Annotated in this window: 19 protein-coding genes and 2 pseudogenes; 10 read left to right on the top strand and 11 right to left on the bottom strand. The window is 69.8% G+C overall.

Annotated elements, in window-relative coordinates:
• The first annotated feature begins 34 nt into the window (after positions 1-34).
• Both FA740_RS02935 and FA740_RS02930 read left to right on the top strand, forming a co-directional pair.
• Entirely contained in the window at positions 35-760 is a 726-nt protein-coding gene (locus FA740_RS02935) for an AzlC family ABC transporter permease (protein ID WP_136855289.1), read from the top strand.
• Positions 741-1,067, top strand: coding sequence for an AzlD domain-containing protein (locus FA740_RS02930; protein WP_136855288.1), 327 nt, complete (start codon positions 741-743; stop codon positions 1,065-1,067). Before FA740_RS02935 ends, FA740_RS02930 begins: the two co-directional genes overlap by 20 nt.
• On the opposite strand, the gene FA740_RS02925 is transcribed toward FA740_RS02930, so the two are convergent.
• Genes FA740_RS02925 through FA740_RS02910 form a run of 4 tightly spaced genes read right to left on the bottom strand, consistent with a single transcriptional unit; the run spans position 1,055 to position 4,615 of the window.
• The gene (locus tag FA740_RS02925) at positions 1,055-1,678 is read right to left on the bottom strand and encodes a hypothetical protein (RefSeq protein WP_136855287.1); all 624 of its coding nucleotides are present in this window, start codon (positions 1,676-1,678) and stop codon (positions 1,055-1,057) included. The genes FA740_RS02930 and FA740_RS02925 overlap by 13 nt on opposite strands.
• Positions 1,679-1,695: 17 nt before the next feature.
• The gene (locus FA740_RS02920) at positions 1,696-1,848 is read right to left on the bottom strand and encodes an aa3-type cytochrome c oxidase subunit IV (RefSeq protein WP_136855286.1); all 153 of its coding nucleotides are present in this window, start codon (positions 1,846-1,848) and stop codon (positions 1,696-1,698) included.
• Positions 1,849-1,901: 53 nt separating this feature from the next.
• Complete coding sequence (locus tag FA740_RS02915; protein WP_169306200.1) at positions 1,902-2,921, bottom strand: MBL fold metallo-hydrolase; 1,020 nt, start codon at positions 2,919-2,921, stop codon at positions 1,902-1,904.
• The gene (locus FA740_RS02910) at positions 2,918-4,615 is read right to left on the bottom strand and encodes an acyl-CoA dehydrogenase (RefSeq protein WP_136855285.1); all 1,698 of its coding nucleotides are present in this window, start codon (positions 4,613-4,615) and stop codon (positions 2,918-2,920) included. Before FA740_RS02910 ends, FA740_RS02915 begins: the two co-directional genes overlap by 4 nt.
• 112 nt (positions 4,616-4,727) lie before the next feature.
• On the opposite strand from FA740_RS02910, the gene FA740_RS02905 reads away from it, so the two are divergent.
• Positions 4,728-5,675 (top strand): L-threonylcarbamoyladenylate synthase, encoded by a 948-nt coding sequence (locus FA740_RS02905; protein WP_136855284.1) that lies wholly within the window; start codon positions 4,728-4,730, stop codon positions 5,673-5,675.
• Positions 5,676-5,739: 64 nt separating this feature from the next.
• Here the strand turns inward: FA740_RS02905 and FA740_RS02900 are convergent, their stop codons facing one another.
• Positions 5,740-7,167 (bottom strand): Glu/Leu/Phe/Val family dehydrogenase, encoded by a 1,428-nt coding sequence (locus FA740_RS02900; protein WP_136855283.1) that lies wholly within the window; start codon positions 7,165-7,167, stop codon positions 5,740-5,742.
• 229 nt (positions 7,168-7,396) lie between these two features.
• Between FA740_RS02900 and FA740_RS02895 the strand changes: the two genes are divergently transcribed.
• From FA740_RS02895 to FA740_RS02880, 4 genes are all read left to right on the top strand, one after another.
• Positions 7,397-8,023 carry a TetR/AcrR family transcriptional regulator gene (locus FA740_RS02895; RefSeq protein ID WP_136855282.1) on the top strand — a complete coding sequence of 209 codons (627 nt, stop codon included), beginning with the start codon at positions 7,397-7,399 and terminating at the stop codon, positions 8,021-8,023.
• A gap of 138 nt (positions 8,024-8,161) precedes the next feature.
• Positions 8,162-8,644: a hypothetical protein gene (locus tag FA740_RS02890; protein WP_246053434.1), complete on the top strand. Its 483-nt coding sequence runs from the start codon at positions 8,162-8,164 to the stop codon at positions 8,642-8,644.
• Positions 8,641-8,934 (top strand): I78 family peptidase inhibitor, encoded by a 294-nt coding sequence (locus tag FA740_RS02885; RefSeq protein WP_246053432.1) that lies wholly within the window; start codon positions 8,641-8,643, stop codon positions 8,932-8,934. The genes FA740_RS02890 and FA740_RS02885 overlap by 4 nt, the downstream gene beginning before the upstream one ends.
• 46 nt (positions 8,935-8,980) lie before the next feature.
• Positions 8,981-9,307 carry a DUF2794 domain-containing protein gene (locus FA740_RS02880; protein WP_136855281.1) on the top strand — a complete coding sequence of 109 codons (327 nt, stop codon included), beginning with the start codon at positions 8,981-8,983 and terminating at the stop codon, positions 9,305-9,307.
• Between the two features lie 10 nt (positions 9,308-9,317).
• Here the strand turns inward: FA740_RS02880 and hrpB are convergent, their stop codons facing one another.
• Positions 9,318-11,765 carry an ATP-dependent helicase HrpB gene (gene hrpB / locus FA740_RS02875; protein WP_136855280.1) on the bottom strand — a complete coding sequence of 816 codons (2,448 nt, stop codon included), beginning with the start codon at positions 11,763-11,765 and terminating at the stop codon, positions 9,318-9,320.
• A 116-nt stretch (positions 11,766-11,881) separates the two neighbouring features.
• Here hrpB and FA740_RS02870 point away from each other — a divergent pair, with 116 nt between their 5' ends.
• A complete protein-coding gene (locus FA740_RS02870; RefSeq protein ID WP_136855279.1) occupies positions 11,882-13,249 on the top strand; it encodes a YcjX family GTP-binding protein in 1,368 nt (455 codons plus the stop codon).
• A gap of 50 nt (positions 13,250-13,299) precedes the next feature.
• Positions 13,300-14,328, top strand: a complete 1,029-nt coding sequence (locus FA740_RS02865) for a YcjF family protein (protein WP_136855477.1) — start codon at positions 13,300-13,302, stop codon at positions 14,326-14,328.
• Here the strand turns inward: FA740_RS02865 and FA740_RS02860 are convergent.
• On the bottom strand, positions 14,325-14,768 hold the full coding sequence (locus tag FA740_RS02860) for a GNAT family N-acetyltransferase (protein ID WP_136855278.1): 444 nt from the start codon (positions 14,766-14,768) through the stop codon (positions 14,325-14,327). The two genes, FA740_RS02865 and FA740_RS02860, sit on opposite strands and share 4 nt — an antisense overlap.
• Entirely contained in the window at positions 14,768-16,204 is a 1,437-nt protein-coding gene (locus FA740_RS02855) for an MORN repeat-containing protein (RefSeq protein ID WP_136855277.1), read from the bottom strand. The genes FA740_RS02860 and FA740_RS02855 overlap by 1 nt, the downstream gene beginning before the upstream one ends.
• A 123-nt stretch (positions 16,205-16,327) precedes the next feature.
• On the opposite strand from FA740_RS02855, the gene FA740_RS02850 reads away from it, so the two are divergent.
• Entirely contained in the window at positions 16,328-17,986 is a 1,659-nt protein-coding gene (locus tag FA740_RS02850) for an NAD+ synthase (protein WP_136855276.1), read from the top strand.
• Between the two features lies 1 nt (position 17,987).
• Here FA740_RS02850 and FA740_RS02845 read toward each other — a convergent pair whose 3' ends face one another.
• The 3 genes and pseudogenes from FA740_RS02845 to FA740_RS02830 all read right to left on the bottom strand — a co-directional run.
• Positions 17,988-18,683, bottom strand: a complete 696-nt coding sequence (locus FA740_RS02845) for a hypothetical protein (RefSeq protein ID WP_136855275.1) — start codon at positions 18,681-18,683, stop codon at positions 17,988-17,990.
• 72 nt (positions 18,684-18,755) lie between these two features.
• Positions 18,756-18,974, bottom strand: a pseudogene (locus tag FA740_RS02840) (IS5/IS1182 family transposase); the annotation flags it as partial.
• A 101-nt stretch (positions 18,975-19,075) separates the two neighbouring features.
• Positions 19,076-19,676: pseudogene (locus tag FA740_RS02830) on the bottom strand (IS5 family transposase); the annotation flags it as partial.
• Between the last annotated feature and the right edge of the window lie 165 nt (positions 19,677-19,841).

The following is a 19,841-nucleotide window of genomic DNA, read 5'->3' as shown; positions in this document are numbered from 1 at the left end:
GGCCGCCGCCGACGAGGCCTCGGCCCGCGCGCTGATGCGCAGCCCGGCCGCAGCCTTTCGGCACGGCATCGTGCAATCGCTGCCGTTTCTGGTGGTCATCATCCCGTTCGCGGTCCTGTTCGGCGTCGTCGCGACCGAGGCCGGGCTGAACCTGGCCGAGGTGATGGGGTTTTCCGTGCTGGTGCTGGCGGGGGCGTCGCAATTTACCGCCGTGCAGCTGTTGTCGGACAACGCCCCCGCGATCATCGTGATCCTGTCGGGTCTGGCGGTGAACCTGCGCATGGCGATGTATTCGGCGTCGCTGCTGCCTTGGCTGCGCGGCGCGTCGGGCCGGCACAAGGCCTGGGTCGCCTATGCGCTGATCGACCAAAGCTATGCGCTGTCGATCCAGCATTACGAACGCCACCCGCGCCTGAGCATCCCGCAGCGGCTGGCCTATTTCGGCGGCACGGCGGTCGCGCTTTGCGTGCCCTGGATGATCGCCACCTGGGTCGGCGCGACCGTGGGCCAGGCCATCCCCGATGAGATCGCGCTGGATTTCGCCATGCCGATCACCTTTCTGGCGATGATCGCGCCGATGCTGCGCACGCCCGCGCATCTGGCGGCCTGCTTTGTGGCGATCGTGCTGGCGCTGGTGCTGGCGGGGCTGCCCTCGGGGCTGGGCCTGCTGATCGCGGCGCCGGCGGGCATGGCCACGGGCGCGCTGGTCGAATGGCGGACCGAACGCAAGGAGGCGCGCGATGCAGGCATCCCCGGCTGAGATCTGGACCGTCATCCTGGTGCTGGGGGTCGGCACCTATCTGATCCGCTGGTCCTTTCTGGGCGCCTTGGGCGACCGGGACCTGCCGGGCTGGGTGATGCGGATGCTGCGCTATACGCCGGTGGCGGTGCTGCCCGCGCTGGTCGCGCCGCTGGTCGTCTGGCCCGCGGCGACGGGCGGGGCGGCGGACCCCGCGCGCATGGCCGCCGCGGCGGCCACGGTGGCGGTGGGGGTCCTGACCCGCAACGTGATGCTGGCCATCCTGGCCGGGGGCATCACGCTGGCGGGCCTGCTTTACCTGTTATAGCCGACGATCCGGCCGTCCTTCTGGCGCAGCAGCACGTCGTGGTTGTTGGCCGGGTCGCCATCCTGATGCCGCTTGGAGATCACCCCCGGCTGGCGCAGGAACCATTCGCGCAGCTTCAGCGGAGAGAAGCCCTGCGGCACCGTCTCGAACCCCGGCACGCCCGACAGGACCCGCGCCGATTCCCGCGCGCAAAAGCTTTTGGCGCCAGGGCCGTTCTGCTCTGCCCGGCGGATGGCGAAATCGGCGACGTCCAGCGGCACGCGGATCGTGTCCTCGGCCACCCAATAGGTCTCGCGCGCGTGGTAATCGATGTAGAAGTTCTTGAAGTTGTCGGTGATGCCATACAGCACGTCCCCGCGTTCGGGGATATTGGGGTGCTGCCAGCTGCCCGCCGGATCATAGATCACCCGCTGGCTGCCATTGATCATCAGCGCCGAATGGCCGCCCTCGCCCCGGGGAATCCCGATGACGGTGAACAGCGTGATCGACGGCGGCTCGGGCGAGACATAGCGCGCCGCGCGGACGCGCTCATCGCTGGCCCAGATGTTCTCCGCCCCGCAGGCGGCCAGGGCGACGGGCAGGGCCGCCGCCAGAAAGACGCGTCTTTTCATGCCGGGTGCCGGTCCGGTCAGCCGTTGACCAGGGCCAGGAACACCAGCACGCCCAGGGACAGGCCGGTGATCCAGACCGAGGCGCGGATGAAACCCGAAAAGGTCTTCTTGTGCTCGGACAGATCCATGCTGCCCTGCGTCGCTTCGGGTTTGTTGTCGTAATCGGCCATGCCTGCCCCCAGTGATTGCGTTTGTCCTGCGTTACCCCATGATGGCGGACCTGTCACGCCCCCCACAGCACCGCACCGTCGGTTTCGCCCGCAGGCCGGATCACGCCCGCTCGGTGCAGGTGGTTCAGATGCGCCACCGCCTCGACCAGGGCCAGGCCGAACTCTCCCTCGCCGATGCGGCGGCGGAACAGGATGTCGAAACAGCCGACCGCCGTGCGCGGGGCCTGGGCCAGCGCCTGCGCCAGCCGCTCCAGCGCGGTGTGGTGGTTCGCGATCAGCTGGTCCAGCCGAAAGGGCAGCCCGGTAAAGGGCAACTTGTGCCCCGGCAGGACCAGCTGGTCGGGCCGCGCCAGTGCGCGCAGCCGAGTGCAGCTGTCGATCCATTCGCCCACCGGATCGGCCAGCGGCTCGGTCGGATAGACGCCCAGGTTGGGCGATATCGCGGGCAGCAGCTGGTCGCCGCCGATGACCAGATCGTCGTCCTGCGACCAGAACGTCGCGTGACAGGGCGCATGCCCATGCCCCATCGCGACCCGCCAGCGCCTGCGACCAAAGCTGACCATGTCGCCCTCGGCCAGCCGGGTGAAGCCCAGGGGCAGCGGATGCACCACATCGGCAAAGTTGAAGGGCCGCTCAGTTGAGCGCCGCTCCAGCAGGTCGCCGGGCATCCCCGCGCGCCGCCAAAAGGCCAGCGCCTGCGGGCTGGCGCGGTCCTGCACGTCCAGGACCAGCATCCGCGCCATCAGCCAGGCGGTCCGCGACATCCACAGATCGGCGCCGCGCTCCATGAACCAGCCCGCCAGTCCGATATGGTCTGGGTGGTGATGCGTGCCGATCACCCGCACGACCGGCCGCCCGGCCAGCGGGCCGTCCAGCAGTCCCTGCCAGATCTGGCGGGCGCGGGCCGTGTCAAAACCGGTATCGACAAGGGTCCAGCCGTCGTCATCCTCCAGCGCATAGACGTTGACGTGGTCCAGCTTCATCGGCAGCGGCAGGCGCATCCAAAGCACGCCGGGCGCGACCGTGACGGCCTGCCCTTCGGCGGGCGGGGTGTCGTGCGGCGTGCGGATCACGCCGCGAAGTCGCCCGCCAGCGCCGCATCGCTGATGCCGGTCAGATCGTCCAGCCCGGCCAGCGCCTCGGCCAGATCGCCCGCATGATGGGGCAGGACGCGCGCCATGAACACCGCCGCCAGCGCCCGGTGGCCATCGCCCCCGGCCATCGCCGCGCGCAGGTGGTAATGCCCGCCCAGCACCCGCGCGAAGGCCGTCAGATAGGGCACCGCCCCCGCGAACCGTTCCGGCATGGCGCGGTCCAGCAGGGCTTGCGTCGCCTCGCGCAGCGTCTCGGCCGCCTGCCACAGCTGATGGGCCAGCGCCGGATGGGCGCCCTGCGCGGCCTTGGCGCCGTCCAGCACCTCATCCAGCAGGCGCATCGCGGCCTCGCCGCCATCGGACAGCTTGCGGCCGACCAGGTCCATCGCCTGGATGCCGTTCGTGCCCTCATAGATCGAGGTGATGCGCACGTCGCGCAGATATTGCGCGGCGCCCGTCTCCTCGACATAGCCCATGCCGCCATGCACCTGCACGCCCATATCGGCCACGCGGATGCCGACATCGGTGCCGTACGCCTTGGCGATGGGCGTCAGGAACGCCGCGCGGGCGGCCTGATCGGCGTCGCCGGTGGCGCGATCCATGTCGATGGCGGTGGCGCAGGCCAGGCCGATGGCGCGGGCGGCAAAGACCTCGGCCCGCGCGGTGGCCAGCATGCGGCGCACATCGGGGTGCTGGATGATCGGGCCCATCTGGTTACGGTCCACCGCATAGGCCACGGCCTTCTGCAGCGCCGCCTCGGCCACGCCGACGCCCTGCATGCCGACGCCAAGGCGGGCGCAGTTCATCATGGTGAACATGGCGGCCATGCCCTTGTTCTCCTCGCCGACCAGCCAGCCGGTGGCACCCTCATAGGACATCACGCAGGTCGGGCTGCCGTGGATGCCCAGCTTGTGCTCCAGGCTGACCACCTTGAGGCTGTTGGCGATGCCCGGTTCGCCGGCATCGTCGGGGATGAACTTGGGCACCATGAACAGGCTGATGCCGCGCGTGCCCTTGGGCGCACCGGGCAGACGCGCCAGCACCAGATGGCACACGTTCGCGGTCACGTCGCTGTCGCCCCAGGTGATGTAGATCTTCTGGCCCGACACGCGATAGGTGCCGTCGCCCGCATCCTCGGCCCGGGTGGTCAGCGCCCCCACGTCGCTGCCCGCGCCGGGCTCCGTCAGGTTCATCGTGCCCGACCATTCGCCGCTGATCAGCTTGGGCAGATAGCGCGCCTTCAGGTCGTCGCTGGCGTGATGCTCCAGCGCCTCGATCTGGCCCTGGGTCAGCATCGGGTTCAGCTGCAGCGCCAGGTTCGCGCCCGACATCATCTCGGCCACGGCCATGTTCAACGCCTGCGGCAAGCCCATGCCGCCGTATTCCGGATCGGCCGACACCCCGACCCAGCCCCCCTCCGCGATGGCCCGGAACGCCTCGGCAAACCCGGGCGACGACCGCACCACCCCGTTCTCGAGCCGCGCGGGCGTCTGGTCGCCCCCCCAATTCAGCGGCGCCATCACGTTCTGGGCCAGCTTGCCGGCCTCGGACAGGATGGCGGTCGCGGTCTCGGGCGTGGCCTCGGCAAAGCGGTCGGTGCGGGCCAGTTCACCAAAGGGCACGACATGGGACAGGATGAAGTCGATCTGGGCTGTGGGGGCCTTGTAGCTCATGGGCGTCTCCTCCTCGCGCCTTGGCATCGGGGCCGGGCGCGTCTATCTACGGGCGTCAGGCGGCATCTTGGGCCGCGATCCCCTCAGGCTCAACAGAAACCCCGCGTCACGAATGCAGACCCTGCGACTGTCCCCCGATGCCGCCGGACTGGCCCGCGCCGCCGCACTGCTGGCGCAGGGCGCCAGCGTCGCCATTCCCACCGAAACGGTCTATGGCCTGGCCGCCGATGCCCGCAACGGGGCGGCGGTGGCGCGCATCTATCAGGCCAAGGGCCGGCCCAGCTTCAACCCGCTGATCGTGCATGTCGCGGACCTGGCGGCGGCCCAACGGCTGGCGCATCTGCCGCCACAGGCGCTGGCGCTGGCGCGCGCCTTCTGGCCGGGCGCGCTGACGCTGGTCGTGCCCTTGCGCGCCGATGCGGGCATCGCGGGGCTGGTGACGGCGGGGCTGGACACGATCGGCATCCGCGTCCCTGCCCATCCTGTGGCGCAATCGCTGCTGCGCCTGTCAGGGCTGCCCCTGGCGGCACCCTCGGCCAATACCTCGGGGCGGATCAGCCCGACCACGGCCGATCACGTGCTGGACCCCGATGGAGGGCTCGACGGACGCATCGCCGCGGTGCTGGACGGCGGCCCCTGCCCGGTCGGAGTCGAATCGACGATCATCGGCTGGCCCGAGGGCCGCGCCACCCTGCTGCGCCCCGGCGGCATCCCGGCCGAGGCGATCGCCGCCGCCCTGGGCGAACCCCTGGCCACCCATCAGGCCGACCCTGCCGCCCCGAACGCGCCCGGACAGCTCTCCAGCCACTACGCCCCCCGCGCCACGCTGCGCCTGAACGCAACCCCGGAACCCGGCGAAACGCACCTGTCCTTCGGCAGCCCCGGCCCGTTCAGCCTGTCCGACACCGGCGACCTGACCCAAGCCGCCGCCCGTCTCTTCGATCTGCTCAGACGCGCCGATGCCCTGGGCCGCCCGATCTCGGTCGCGCCGATCCCCGATCACGGCCTGGGCCAGGCGATCAACGACCGCCTGCGCCGCGCCGCCGCCCCCCGCCCCTGAACTCTTCTTCTTCAGAAAAATATCCCGGGGGGGGTCCGCAGGACGGGGGGCAGCGCCCCCCTTTCTACAGCCCCAACGAATTATAGACGTTGGAAATCCGCCGGATCGCCACGACATAGGCCGCCGTGCGCATGTCGCGCACCTTGGGATTGGCGGTCCAGACCTCCTTCATCTTCTGGAACGAGGTCCGCATCGTGTCGTCCAGACCCGACCGCACCAGCTCCAGCTCGTCCGCGCCGGTCAGAAAGCTCTCCTTGAAGCCCTTGGACAGCGTCCAGTTCAGCCCGGTATCGGCCGACAGCCGCTCCAGCTCCTCGACGATCATGCGCGCGCGGGCCTCCTCGTGGCGGCGCTCCAGCCGGCCCAGGCTGATCTGGGACAGGTTCTTGACCCATTCGAAATAGGACACCGTCACGCCACCCGCGTTGGCATACATGTCGGGAATGACGACAATGCCCTTCTCGCGCAGGATCTCGTCGCCGTCGGCGGTCACGGGACCGTTCGCCGCCTCGATGATCAGCTTGCAGCGGATGCGGCCGGCATTCTCGGCGTCGATCACGCTCTCGACCGCCGCCGGGATCAGGATGTCGCATTCATCCTCCAGCGCGCGCAGGCCGTCCTCGGTGAAATCGCCGCCGATGAAGCCCTTGACGCCGCCGGTCGCGCGGATGTGGCCGCGCAGCGCGTCGATGTTGATGCCCTGCGGATTGCGGATCACCCCGTCGCGCTCGATCACGCAGGTGACCAGGCACTGATCCTCGGCCGACAGGAACTGCGCCGCGTGATAGCCCACGTTGCCCAGACCCTGCACCACGACCCGCTTGCCCGCGAGCGTGCCGGTCAGCCCCGCCTTGGTCATCACGTCGTCATGGCGAAAGAATTCGCGCAGCGCATATTGCACGCCGCGCCCCGTGGCCTCGACCCGCCCGTCGATGCCGCCCGCAGTGCGCGGCTTGCCGGTGACGCAAGCCTTGGCGTTGATGTCATCGGGATGCAGCCGCTTGTAGGCGTCGGCCATCCAGGCCATCTCGCGCTCTCCGGTGCCCATGTCGGGCGCGGGCACGTTCTGCGACGGAGAGATCAGGTTCCTGCGCGACAGCTCATAGGTGAAACGGCGGGTGATCCGCTCCAGCTCATCCTCGTTCCAGGCGCGGGGGTCGATGCACAGGCCCCCCTTCGATCCGCCGAACGGCACCTCGACCAGCGCGCATTTGTAGGTCATCAGGGCGGCCAGCGCCTCGACCTCGTCCTGGTTCACGTCCAGCGAATAGCGGATGCCGCCCTTGACCGGCTCCATATGTTCGGAATGGACGGACCGGTATCCGGTGAACGTGTGGATCGACCCGCGCAGCCGCACCCCGAAGCGCACCGTATAGGTCGAGTTGCAGACGCGGATCTTCTCCTCCAGCCCGGGCGCAAGGCTCATCAGGCCCGCGGCATGGGTGAACATGCGATCCACCGAATCCCGGAACGAGGTCGTATTGACGGACATTGGCTGCTTCCTCCTGATCACGGCGCAAGGTCGATTGACCGCACGCTAGGCCAATCCGCGACGCCCCGCCACAGGCGATCGGACGGAAAAGTGACCGAGATACGATGGTCGGGCTGAGCGATTGCTTGCCTCTGCCTCATACTGTCGCCTACCTTACACACGATTAATTACGCTACGATTGAACCGTTCGGACAGCGCGCGGGTTCGGACGGAAACGAGGATAGTAACGATGAACATGTCAATGCACCCAAACCCCGCCGTGATCACGCGGGGACGCAAGTTTGACCAGGTGCGTGACGGCGCGGCTGCGATCTTTCTGCGCGATGGCTATGCGGGGGCCAGCGTGGATGACATCGCCCGGGCCGCGCGCGTCTCCAAGGCGACCCTTTACAGCTATTTTCCCGAAAAGTCGCTGATGTTCCGCGAGGTGCTGCGGGCCACGTCGGACAGCGCGTTCCGTCAGGCGCCCTTCGACACGGACCGCACCGGCCCCGTGGCCGATGCCCTGCCCGCGATCCTGACCCAGCTGGCGCAATGGGCGCTCTCCGCGCCCCGGCTGGAGCTGCTGCGCAGCGTCACCGCCGAGGCCACGCGCTTTCCGCAAGAGGCCGCCAGCTTTGAGGCGATGATGACCGACCGCGTGGTCGCCCCCCTGGCCCGCATGATCGCCGGCTGGATCGAGACCGGCCAGCTCGCCGCCCATGACCATGGGCAATCGGCACGCCAGCTGGTGACCCTGGTCACGACCCAGGTCCAGCAGCCCGCCCTGCTGACCGGCAAGGCGCCACCGGCCGACCGCATCGCCGCCGAAGCGGCCCAGCTGTTCCTGTCAGCCCATGCCGCAGGCCGCCGCTGATCGGCCCGCTGGCGGGGGTCGCTGTGGCATTCCTGCGATGATCGAAACGTGATTGAAATGCCGGGTTCTCAAGGGCCCAGCGCGGGCCTATGGTGACTGCGACAAGGTCCGGGACAGGACCGGCAGGGGTAACAGGCGATGATCCGCACGGGATGGATGTTTCGGGCCGCGACGGCCGCAGGACTGGTGATGCTGGCGCAGGGATGCGCCTCATCGGCCAGCCGGATGCCGCCGGGCGGCGGATATTACGCGGCCCCGGCCTATGCCCCCGTACCACAGGTCGCACCCGCGCCCCAGATGGCGCCCGTCGCCTATCCCGCAGCCGCGCCGATGGCCTATCCCTCCCCCGTGCCCGTTCCGGCGGCCATGCCCGTGGGCATGGACATGCCCGCCCCCGCCACCGGCATCAGCGGGCTGACCGAACGCCAGCCCGACCTGTGCAAGGCCAGCACCTATGCCTCCAGCGTGGGACAGCCGGGCAGCAGCATCCCGACGCTCGGCCTCAGCCGGACCTATCGCGTGGTCGAGTATCGCGGGATCGAACCCCAGGACTATGACCCCAACCGGATCGTCTTCCGCCTGGATGCGGCAGGCACCATCACCAAGATCGATTGCGGATGACCCCGATGCACAAGACCACGCTTGCCCTGATCCTTGCCGTCACCGCCCTGGCCGCCTGCGAGCCCGTCGCGGTCCAGCCCGTGACCCCGCCCGCGGCTGCCGACGAATGCGGCGCCGCCGGGTACCAGGGCCTGATCGGCCAGCCGCGCACCGCGCTGTCGGCGATGAACTTTCCCCTGGGCACCCGCGTCATCGGCCCCGAGGACATGGTCACCGCCGATTTCCGCCCCGACCGGCTGAACATCGAATACGGCCCCAACGGCCGCATCACCAAGGTCAGCTGCTTCTGATCCGTTTCGCGTTGCGCAGGCCGCGGCGGGGTGTCACCATTCCGACATGATGCACGCCCCTCCGCCCGATGCCGACCGCGTGGTGTTCGACCGCAAGGAACTGAACCTGATCCTGTCGACCTATGGCCGCTTCGTGGCCGCGGGCGAATGGCGCGATTACGGAATGTCCTTCCTGCGCGACGCGGCGGTGTTCAGCGTCTTCCGCCGCGCCGCCGAAAACCCCCTCTACCGGATCGAGAAACGCCCCCGGCTGCGCGCGGCCCAAGGCGCCTATGCGGTGATCGCCATGGACGGGCGCATCCTGAAACGCGGCCATGACCTGGCGCAGGTGCTGCGCGTGCTGGACGCGAAGCTGATCCGCCCGGTGGACTAGGTCCCGTCGCCTAGGTCCCGCGCGGCTTGGCCCGCACGGTCGGATCGGCGGCGGTCGGGTCCTCCGGCCAGGGATGGCGCGGATAGCGGCCGCGCATGTCCTTTCTGACATCGGCATAAGAGCTGGCCCAGAACCCCGGCAGGTCCATCGTCACCTGCACCGGCTTGCCCCCCGGCGACAACAGCGTGATGCGCAGCGGCCGCCCGCCCACGACGGGGTGGCGGGTGACGCCGAACAGCTCCTGCAGGCGCAGCTCGATCGAGGGGTCCTCGCCGCTGTAATCGATCGGCACCCGGCGTCCCAGGGGCGTCGTGAACTGCCCCGGCGCCTCGCGGTCCAGACGCTGCTGGCCCTCCCACCCGATGCGCGCCTTCAACGGCTCGACCAGATCCAGCCCGCGCAGGTCGGACAGGCTGCGCACCCGGCCCAGCCAGGGCAACAGCCAAGCCCCGTCCGCCAGCAGATCCGCATCCGAGACAGGCCCCAGCCCTGGCACCAGCGCGATCCGCGCCCGAAGGCGCGCCGCAGCGGGGGTCCAGGACAGCCCGTCCAGGCGCAACCCCTCCAGTGCCGCGGCGGCCATTGCCTCGGGCGGCGCGTCGGGCCAGGGCCGTTCCGACAGCACCAGCGCGCCAAGCCGCTCCTGCAGGCGCGCCACGATCCGGCCCTCGCGGCGCGACCATGCGCAGACCGCCTGCTGGCCGATCCGGTCGCCATGCAGCGCGCGCAGATCGCCCTCGTCCAGCCGCGCGGCCAGCCTGATGCGGGCTTCGCGCTGATCCCCGTCCAGGTCCAGCGCCACGACCAGCCTCTGCGCGGCCAGCCCGTCATCGGCAGGCAGCACCGCCCCCTTACCGCCCGACAGCACGAACCGCGCATCAACGCCCTTGCGGCGCAGCCCGATCCGGTCGGGATAGGCCAGCGAAGCCATGCCGCCCGCCGACAGGGGCGCCAGGGGGGGTGCGGGGGGGACATCGTCCCCCCCGTCGTCGCGGGACGCAACAAACCGCCGCAGCCGCTTGGCCTCGGCCCTGATCCTCTCGATGCCCTGCCGGTTCACTTCGAACGCCGCCCGCGCAGCCGGATCGCGGATCGCCCGCAGCCGATGCTCCAGATCCGCGCCCGCGCCCCGCAACGGATCGCGATCCGACAACAGCGCCGCCAGATCGGCGGCCGCAGGCCCGGCCAGCGCCAGCATATGCGCCAGACGCGGATGCAGCGGCAGCCGCGCCAGCACCCGCCCATGCGCCGTGATCCGCCCGTCCCCGTCCAGCGCGCCCAGATCGCCCAGCAGCGCCCGCGCCTCGGCCAGCGCAGCGTCAGGCGGCGGTGTCAGGAACGCCAGATCGGCCGCCCCCGCCCCCCAGACCGCCAGTTCCAGCGCCAGGCCGGTCAGGTCGGCCACGGTGATCTCGGGCGGCGCAAAGGCGGGCAGCGCCCCCTCCTCGGCCCGCGCCCACATGCGGTAACAGATGCCCGGCGCCACGCGCCCCGCACGGCCGCGCCGCTGTTCGGCCTCGGCCCGGCTGACACGCTCGGTCACCAGCCGCGACATGCCGCTGCCCGGATCGAACCGCGCCCGCCGCGCGCGCCCCGCATCCACCACCACCCGCACGCCGGGGATGGTCAGCGAGGTCTCGGCAATCGCCGTCGCCAGCACGATCCGCCGCACCGCCCCCGCAGGCGCCAGCGCCGCCCGCTGCGCCGCCGCATGCAGCGCGCCATACAGCGGCACCAGATCGCACCCCGTGCCCGACAGGGCCGCCATCACGCGGCGGATCTCTCCCTCTCCGGGCAAAAAGGCCAGGATCGACCCGCCCGTCTCTCGCGTCTCAGCCTCGGCCCGCGCGATCAGGCGCGCGGCATCATCCGCCAGCCGCCCGCCTGCAGGCAAGGGCCGGTCCAGCCAGCGCGTCTCGACCGGAAAGGCGCGCCCCTCGGACGTCACGACGGGTGCTGCGTCCAGCAGCGCCGCCACCGGCCCCGCATCCAGCGTGGCCGACATGACCAGCACCGCCAGATCCTCGCGCAGCGCGCCCCGCGCCTCCCAGACCAGCGCCAGGCCCAGATCCGCATTCAGGCTGCGTTCGTGAAACTCGTCAAAGATCACGCAGCCGATCCCTTCCAGCGCGGGGTCGGTCTGGATCATCCGCGTCAGGATGCCCTCGGTCACCACCTCGATGCGACGGCCCGGGACCGACTCTCCGCGCATCCGGTATCCGACCTGACCGCCCACGGCCTCGCCCAGGGACTGCGCCAGCCGTTCTGCGGCGGCGCGGGCGGCCAGGCGGCGCGGCTCCAGCATCAGGATGCGGCCCGCGATCTGATCCATCAGCGCCAGCGGCACCCGCGTCGTCTTGCCCGCACCCGGCGGGGCCACCAGCACCGCGCGGCCATGGCTGCGGATCGCCGCGCACAGCGCGGGCAGGGCGTCGTCGATGGGCAAGGCATCCGTCATCCCCGCCTTCTAGCGTTGCAGGGCGGGCCGGCACAATCGCGACGCTACACTTCCGCCGGTCGCGGACCTATCTTCCGACGGCGGCGTTAGGTCTCGCGGCAAGAACAGGGGTGAACATGGGCATCGGCAGCGACATGATGGAGGGCCTGGGCCTGGGCGACCCGGTGGTGCGCATCGGCGTGACCGGCCTGTCGCGGGCCGGCAAGACGGTGTTCATCACCGCGCTGGTGGCGAACCTTCTGGAACGGGGCCGCATGCAGTCCCTGCGCGCGGCCGCAGACGGGCGGCTCAAGGCCGTGTGGCTGCAGCCCCAGCCCGACGACACCATCCCGCGGTTCGATTTCGAACGTCATCTGGCGGCGCTGACCGGTCCCGACCCGCACTGGCCCGACGGCACCCGCCATGTCAGCCAGTTGCGCCTGTCGCTGCGGTTGGAAGGGGGCGGGTTCCTGGGCCTGCGCGGCACCCGCAACCTGCATCTGGACATCGTGGACTATCCCGGCGAATGGCTGCTGGACCTGCGCCTGATGGAGCGCGATTTCGCCCAATGGTCGGCCGAGGTCCTGGACCGCATGCCGGGCCGCCCCGGCGCCGACCGCTTTCAGGCGGCGCTGGCGGCCCAGTCCCGCGACGACAGCTTTACCGAACCGCAGGCGCAGGGCCTGGCCGACATCTATACCGCGCATCTGAACGCGGCGCGCGATGCGGGCTGGTCCGATTGCACGCCCGGCCGCTTTCTGATCCCGGGCGAACTGGCCGGATCGCCCGCGCTGACCTTCGCCCCCCTGCCGCCCGACCTACAGACCACCCGTCTGGGGCGCGAATTCCGCCGCCGCTTTGACGCCTACAAATCGCGGGTGGTGCGGCCCTTCTTTCGCGACCATTTCGCCCGGATCGACCGTCAGGTCGTGCTGGTCGATGTGCTGGGTGCGATCCATCAAGGCCCCCGCGCGGTCGAGGACATGCGCCGCGCCATGGCCGACATCCTGTCTGCCTTCCGCCCCGGTCGCGCGGGCTGGCTGGGCCAGCTGCTGGGCACGCGCCGGGTGGAGCGCATCCTGTTCGCGGCGACCAAGGCCGACCACCTGCATCACGTCCAGCACAACCGCCTGACCGCCATCCTGGCCGCGATGCTGCGCGAGGCGCGCGACCGCGCCGATTTCCAGGGCGCCCGGACCGAGGCCATGGCCATCGCCGCCCTGCGCGCCACGACCGAGGACATGATCGCGCAGGAGGATGGCGACCTGCCCGCCGTGCGCGGCCGCCTGCTGGACGGGCGTCACGCGGCCTTCTTTCCGGGCGAACTGCCCGCCGATCCGGCCGTGCTGCTGCATCCGGCGCGGCAGGGCGCGCAGGCCTGGCTGGATGCCGATTACGCGATCATGAACTTTGCCCCCGCGCCGCTGACCACGCGCCCCGGCGACGGCCCGCCCCATATCCGGCTGGACCGCGCCGCCGAATTCCTGATCGGAGACCGCCTGTGACCGACACCACTAAGACGGACGCCCCCAAACGCCCGCGCGGCCCGGTCCTGATGCCGCTGGACGAGGCTGGCGCAGGCCCCTCACGCCCGCCCCGCAGCGAGACCCGCGCCGACGATCCCCCCAACCCCGCCGACGCCCCCGCCATCGACGAGGGCACGGCCCCCCTGCCGCAGCCGCGCACGATGCAGATGGTGGCGCGGCTGGTCGGGCGGCCTCCGTCGCGGCTGACGCGGCTGTTCCTGAATGCGGGGGCGGCGCTGTTCACCTTCCTTCTGGGGGTGATGGCGCTGGATTTCATCAACGGGCTGCTGACGCGCTATCCGTTGCTGGGCTGGGTGGCGGTGACGCTGTTCGCGATCTTCACCGTCGCGGCCCTGGGCATGGCGCTGCGCGAATGGCGGGCCTGGCGGCGCATGGCGCGCATCGACGCGCTGCAGCGTCAGGCGGGCGCCGCGCTGGCGCAGGACAGTCTGGATCAGGCCCGCGCGGTCACCGACGGTCTGGTCGCGCTCTATGCCAAGCGCCCCGAGATGGAGTGGCAGCGCCAGCGCCTGGCCGAACGGCGGGCCGAGACCTTTGACGCCCAGACCCTGCTGACCCTGGCCGAGGCCGAGCTGCTGGCCAACCTGGACCAGCAGGCCCGCCGAGAGATCGAGGCCGCCGCCCGCACCGTCGCCGCCACCACCGCGCTGATCCCGCTGGCCCTGGCCGATGTGGCCGCCGCGCTGGCCGCGAACCTGCGCATGATCCGCCGCATGGCCGAGATCTATGGCGGGCGCGCCGGTGCGGTCGGCGGCTGGCGGCTGGCGCGCACGGTGATCACGCATCTGATCGCCACGGGCGCGGTCGCGGCGGGCGACGACCTGATCCAGACCGTCGCGGGCGGGGGCATGCTGGCGAAGCTGTCGCGCCGCTTTGGCGAGGGGCTGGTGAACGGCGCCCTGACCGCCCGCGTGGGCATCGCCGCGATGGAGGTCTGCCGCCCCCTGCCGTTCCTGGCGCAACCGCGCCCCCAAGTCGGCAACCTGGTCAGCCGCGCGCTGAAGGGCCTGTTCACCAGCGACGACCGCGCCGCCTAGGCCAGGGCCAACTTGTATCCCAGATGCGACGGGACAAAGCCCAGCCCGTCATAGAAGCGGTGCGCCTCGGGCCGCGCCCGGTCGGTCGTCAGCTGCACCAGCGCGCAGCCACGGTCGCGGCATTCCGCGATGGCCCAATCCATCATCGCCCGGCCCAGACCCGCGCCGCGCTGGTCGCGGGCGACGCGCACGGCCTCGATCTGACCGCGCAGCGCCCCGCCGCGCGACAGCCCCGGAATGAAGGTCAGCTGCAGCGTGCCCACCACGCGGCCCGCAACCTCGGCGATGGCCAGCAGTTGCGCGGGGTCGGCGTCGATCTGGTCGAACGCCGCGCGATACCGCGCGATGTCGGTCGGGTCCTCGCGCGCCGCGCCCAAGGGGTCGTCGGCCAGCAGCGCCAGGATCGCGGGCAGGTCCGTGACCCGCGCCCTGCGCATCATCACGGCGCCTCGGCCGGCAGGTCGGGGGCGGCAGCGGCGTCATCCGGCGATCCCTGATCTGCCTCGATCAGGCGATTGTCCTGCCATTCGCCCGACGCGACCTGCCCGGTGGCATAGCGCATGACGCCCTGGCCCTGGCGCTTGCCCGCAGCGAACGTGCCCTCATAGCGGTCGCCATTGGCATAGGTCGCGACGCCCGTGCCGTCGATCTCTCCGGCGCGCCAGCCGCCCTCATAGATGAACCCGTCGGGCGTGGTCAGCCGCCCCTGCCCCTCGCGCAGGCCGTCGACGAAACCACCGGTATAGACGGTGCCGTCGGGATAGGTGGCCTGACCCTCTCCGTGACGCTGGCCGTCCTTCCAGGCGCCGGAATAGACATAGCCGTCGGGATAGGACATGCGCCCCTGCCCCTCGTTGCGGGCGTTGCGGAAGCCCCCCTCATAGACCATGCCGTTGGCATAGGCGGCGCGACCTTCGCCCTGGATGACGCCCTCGGACCATTGGCCCTCATAGGTCGATCCGTCGGCATAGGTGATCTTGCCGGTGCCATCGGGGCGGTCGGCGCGCATCTGGCCCAGATAGACCGACCCGTCGGGATAGGTGATCTGGCCGCGGCCCTCCATCCGGCCCTGCGCCCATTCGCCGACATAGACATAGCCGTCCGCGCCGGTGAAGGTGCCCTGCCCGTGGCGGCGGTCATTGGCGAAATCGCCGTCATAGACATCGCCATTGGCATAGGTCGCGACGCCGCGGCCCTGACGGCGCCCGGCCTCCAGCTGGCCCTCGTAGCGATCGCCCGTGGCCTGGACCAGCACGCCGGTGCCCGACATCTGCCCCCCGGCCCAGATGCCGTCATAGGTCAGCCCGTCGGCCATCACCAGCCTGCCCCGCCCGGCCCGCTGCCCGGCCATCATCGCCCCCTCGTAGGTGGCGCCGTCGGGATAGGTGATCTTGCCCTGACCCTCCTTGACCCCGGCGCTCCAGTCGCCCTCATAGCGGTATCCGTTGGCCTGGGTCAGCACGCCCTGTCCCTGATGCAGCCCGCCCTCAAAGCTGCCCTCATAGACCGAGCCATTGGCATAGCGCGCGATGCCCTGGCCGGTGATCTCGCCCTCGACCCAAGCGCCCTCATAGGTGCCGCCATCGGCATAGGTGATGGTGCCCTGGCCGTCGGGCTTGCCGCGCGCAAACTGCCCCTCATAGACCGAACCGTTCGGAAATTCCGCCCGGCCCTGACCCATGATCTGGCCCTCGACCCAATCGCCCTCGTAGCGATAGCCGTTGGGCAGGACATAGCTGCCCTGACCGTGCTGCAGCCCGTTGCGGAAGGTGCCCTCATAGACGCCGCCATCGTCATACTGCTTGGTGATCACCTGGGCCGCCAGGGGGGCCGCCAGGATCGCCCATGCCAGAACCGTGCCGATTGCCGCTTTCATCGCCTGTCGCCCCTTACGGTGTTTTGCCGCAGGTTTACCCCGGATGGCGGCCCGGCGCAAAGCCCGACTTTTCCTCTCGGTCACGATCCGCTATCCCCGGGGCATGACACGGGGGAACACCGCATGACCGACCGCTTTCGCCTGACCATCGGCCAGCTGAACGCCACCGTAGGCGACCTGCCCGGCAATGCGGCACGCGCCCGCGCGGCCTGGGAGCAGGCCTGCGACGCAGGCGCCGACATGCTGGCCCTGCCCGAGATGTTCATCACCGGATACCAGACCCAGGACCTGGTGCTGAAACCCGCCTTTGTCGTGCAGGCCGAGGCCGCGATCATGGAGCTGGGACGGTCGCTGACGGGCGGCCCGGCCATCGGCATCGGTGGCCCGTGGCGCGACGGCGGGCGTCTGTACAACGCGTGGTGGGTGTTCCGGGATGGCGCGCTGGTCGCGCGGGTGCTGAAGCATCACCTGCCCTACAAGCAGCTGTTCGATGAGCTGCGCCTGTTCGACAGCGGCCCGATCAGCGGCCCCTATCCGGTGGGCGCGGCCCGCATCGGCAGCCCGATCTGCGAGGACAGCTGGTACCCGGACGTGGCCGAGACCCTGGCCGAGACCGGGGCCGAGATCCTGGTCGTGCCGAACGGCAGCCCCTATCACCGCGACAAGCTGGACCTGCGCATGGGCCACATGGTCGGCCGCGTCGTGGAAACCGGGTTGCCGCTTGTCTATGTGAACATGGTCGGCGGTCAGGACGACCAGATCTATGACGGGGCCAGCTTCGTGCTGAACCCGGGCGGCCACAAGGTCGTGCAGCTGCCCGCCTTCCAGGAGGCCGTGGTGCATGTCGATTTCACCCGTGGCCCCGACGGCTGGCGCGCCGAGCCCGGCCTGATGGAGCCCCAGCCCGACGCGTGGGAGCAGGATTACCACGCCATGATGCTGGGCCTGCGCGACTATCTGCGCAAATCGGGCTTCCGCAAGGTGTTGCTGGGCATGTCGGGGGGCATCGACAGCGCCCTGGTCGCGACCATCGCCTGCGACGCGATCGGGCCCGAGAACGTGCGCTGCGTGATGCTGCCGTCGGAATATACGTCCCAAGCCAGTCTGGATGACGCCGCCGATTGCGCGACACGGCTTGGCGCGCGGCTGGACACCGTGCGCATCGACGGCGCGCGCGATGCGGTCGGCGGCGCCTTGGCGCATCTGATGGAGGGCACCGCGCCCGACATCACCGAAGAGAACATCCAGTCCCGCCTGCGCGGCGTGATGCTGATGGCCTTATCCAACAAGTTCAACGAGATGCTGCTGACCACCGGCAACAAGTCCGAGGTCGCGGTCGGCTATGCCACCATCTATGGCGACATGGCCGGCGGCTATAACCCGATCAAGGACCTCTACAAGACGCGGGTGTTCGAGACCTGCCGCTGGCGCAACGCCAACCATCGCGACTGGATGATGGGCGCGCCCGGAGAGGTGATCCCCCCGCAGATCATCACCAAGCCGCCGTCGGCCGAGCTGCGCCCCGACCAGCGCGACGATGACAGCCTGCCGCCCTATGAGGTGCTGGACGCGATCCTGGACGGGCTGGTGGAACAGGACCTGTCATTGGCCGATCTGGTCGCGCAGGGGTTCGACGCCGACACCGTCCGCAAGGTCGAGACCCTGCTCTATGTCAGCGAATGGAAGCGGTATCAGGCCGCACCCGGGCCGCGGATTTCCACCCGCGCCTTCTGGCTGGATCGGCGCTATCCGCTGGTGAACCGCTGGCGCGACCGGCTGTAGGTCAGAACTCCAGCCATGTGCCCAGCCTGACCGCCTGTTCGGCGCCGCCCGACAGGGGCTGGACCACGCCCAACTCGATCTGCACCGGGCCGGGAGCGTCAAAGACCAGCGACGGGGCCAGGCGGGCGGCAAAGCCCTCATCCTGGCGGTCCTCCAGCCACAGGCTGTTGATGACCATCAGCCCGTCGCGCGGGCGCAGGCCCAGGGTCAGGTCGGCCTTGACCACCCGCTTGGCCGTCAGAAAGCTGGCGGCAAGGGACGGCATGTCGGGGCTGCGTGGGTCGGGGGCGCCGCCGGTCATGCGCGCCAGAACCTGCGCGGTCATCCATCCGCCGCCCCACCGGTCGAACCCCCGCCCCCAAGACAGCGCCCCCTGCGCCAGCGGCAGCAGGTCGTCGCCGCGCCGGACCGCCCCCACCCCCGATTGCAGCGCGATGCGGTGGACCCCTTGGCCATCATCCAGCGCGCGCTGCCACCACAGGATCGCGGTCGTCTCACCCGCGCTTCGGCCCAACTCCACCCCCAGGGTGGAGCGCGGGGTCAGCCCGTATTCACCATAGGCCGAGGCATAGCTGGCCCCGGCGCGGTTGCGTTCGCCCGACAGCGACACAAAGGTCTGCCCGACCTCTCGCGGCCAGGGCCCGGCCTGAGCGGACAGGGGCAGCAGCAGCGCCAGCATCAGGACGTATCGGATCATCGCGGCCCTCCGGGGATGGGGCCAACCTGCCACAACCCGCGCGTGCAATCGAGGCGCAATCGAATGACTAGCTCATGTTGACAATAGGCGAACCCAGAGGCGGATAGACGTGATGTCGATGAAGCCAAGGAAGCTTTCAGCAGTTTTGTCGTAGCGTGTGGCGACCCGGCGTGCGTTTTTCAGCTTGTTGAAGCACCGTTCGACGAGGGTGCGCAATGAATACAGCGAATGATCGACAGCGACGCGCATCTTGCATGGTTTGCGCATGGGAATTTGGGTGAGCACGTCCCGCGCCATCCTCGACGGACACCCCAAATCCCGCATCGAAGACCTCATGCCCTGGCGGCACGCACAGCCGGCAAGCCTCGCCGCCTAGGGCCTCGTCGTCGCGTACTGACGGTCTTCCATGGTTGGGCGTTCTTGCGCGGTGGGATGACAGCGTGGCACCACGATTGGCGATCGCGTCGTAGCATTTGCGCGTGTCGTAGGCGCCATCTGCCGTCACGCTATCAATCTCCTGATCCTCGGGAAGCTGGCCGAGAAGGTCACGCAACACCGGCGGGTCGCCTATATGGCTTTCGGTGACCTAGACGGCACGGACCTCCAGCGTTTGCTCGTCGATCCGAGGTGGATCTTGCGCCAGACCCGCCGTTTGGGGCTGCCATGCTTGCGTGCGTGCCGTTCGTCGGGAAAACAGTCCACTGGACTGTTTACTGATCCTCTTCACACTTCGCCCTCGTCCTTGATGCCGGTGCTGTCGATCAGCAGATGCAGCGGTCCCTTGGAGCCGCGATAGGGGATGTTTACGGCCAGTACCTTCTGGCGGCGAGACAGCGTGCTGAAGTCGGGAGCGGACCAGCCAAGTCCGACCAGGCGCAACAAGCTTTCGACGAACCCGCCTCGCCATGGTCACTTGGACCAGTGGCGTTTCCATGGCTCGATTTTCCGCAGCGCCATGCCGACCAGCACCTTCATCGTCAGGCACGTCTGGATGATGCTCAGTCCCGGCATCTGGTGGATCGAATTTAGGATGAATCTGTCTCGCTCGGATGTCCAGATCTTGCAGATGTATTCGTAAGGCGTGAGGGCCAGCCATGGGCCGCCATCGGTCCGAGGACCATGGCTGGCGAGCGTCTTGAGCCGGCGCGCGAAGTTGTA

It is taken from the genome of Paracoccus hibiscisoli, from assembly GCF_005048265.1.
Classification (GTDB): Bacteria; Pseudomonadota; Alphaproteobacteria; order Rhodobacterales; family Rhodobacteraceae; genus Paracoccus; species Paracoccus hibiscisoli.
Note: the sequence above shows the minus strand (reverse complement) of the source record. Positions and strands in the feature narration are given on the sequence as shown.

Coding starts and splice junctions, on each gene's coding strand:
- FA740_RS02935 (WP_136855289.1), top strand. CDS start 35: ATGCGCAGCCCGGCCGCAGCCTTTCGGCACGGCATCGTGCAATCGCTG.
- FA740_RS02930 (WP_136855288.1), top strand. CDS start 741: ATGCAGGCATCCCCGGCTGAGATCTGGACCGTCATCCTGGTGCTGGGG.
- FA740_RS02925 (WP_136855287.1), bottom strand. CDS start 1,678: ATGAAAAGACGCGTCTTTCTGGCGGCGGCCCTGCCCGTCGCCCTGGCC.
- FA740_RS02920 (WP_136855286.1), bottom strand. CDS start 1,848: ATGGCCGATTACGACAACAAACCCGAAGCGACGCAGGGCAGCATGGAT.
- FA740_RS02910 (WP_136855285.1), bottom strand. CDS start 4,615: ATGAGCTACAAGGCCCCCACAGCCCAGATCGACTTCATCCTGTCCCAT.
- FA740_RS02905 (WP_136855284.1), top strand. CDS start 4,728: ATGCAGACCCTGCGACTGTCCCCCGATGCCGCCGGACTGGCCCGCGCC.
- FA740_RS02900 (WP_136855283.1), bottom strand. CDS start 7,167: ATGTCCGTCAATACGACCTCGTTCCGGGATTCGGTGGATCGCATGTTC.
- FA740_RS02895 (WP_136855282.1), top strand. CDS start 7,397: ATGAACATGTCAATGCACCCAAACCCCGCCGTGATCACGCGGGGACGC.
- FA740_RS02890 (WP_246053434.1), top strand. CDS start 8,162: ATGATCCGCACGGGATGGATGTTTCGGGCCGCGACGGCCGCAGGACTG.
- FA740_RS02885 (WP_246053432.1), top strand. CDS start 8,641: ATGACCCCGATGCACAAGACCACGCTTGCCCTGATCCTTGCCGTCACC.
- FA740_RS02880 (WP_136855281.1), top strand. CDS start 8,981: ATGATGCACGCCCCTCCGCCCGATGCCGACCGCGTGGTGTTCGACCGC.
- hrpB (WP_136855280.1), bottom strand. CDS start 11,765: ATGACGGATGCCTTGCCCATCGACGACGCCCTGCCCGCGCTGTGCGCG.
- FA740_RS02870 (WP_136855279.1), top strand. CDS start 11,882: ATGGGCATCGGCAGCGACATGATGGAGGGCCTGGGCCTGGGCGACCCG.
- FA740_RS02865 (WP_136855477.1), top strand. CDS start 13,300: ATGCCGCTGGACGAGGCTGGCGCAGGCCCCTCACGCCCGCCCCGCAGC.
- FA740_RS02860 (WP_136855278.1), bottom strand. CDS start 14,768: ATGATGCGCAGGGCGCGGGTCACGGACCTGCCCGCGATCCTGGCGCTG.
- FA740_RS02855 (WP_136855277.1), bottom strand. CDS start 16,204: ATGAAAGCGGCAATCGGCACGGTTCTGGCATGGGCGATCCTGGCGGCC.
- FA740_RS02850 (WP_136855276.1), top strand. CDS start 16,328: ATGACCGACCGCTTTCGCCTGACCATCGGCCAGCTGAACGCCACCGTA.
- FA740_RS02845 (WP_136855275.1), bottom strand. CDS start 18,683: ATGATCCGATACGTCCTGATGCTGGCGCTGCTGCTGCCCCTGTCCGCT.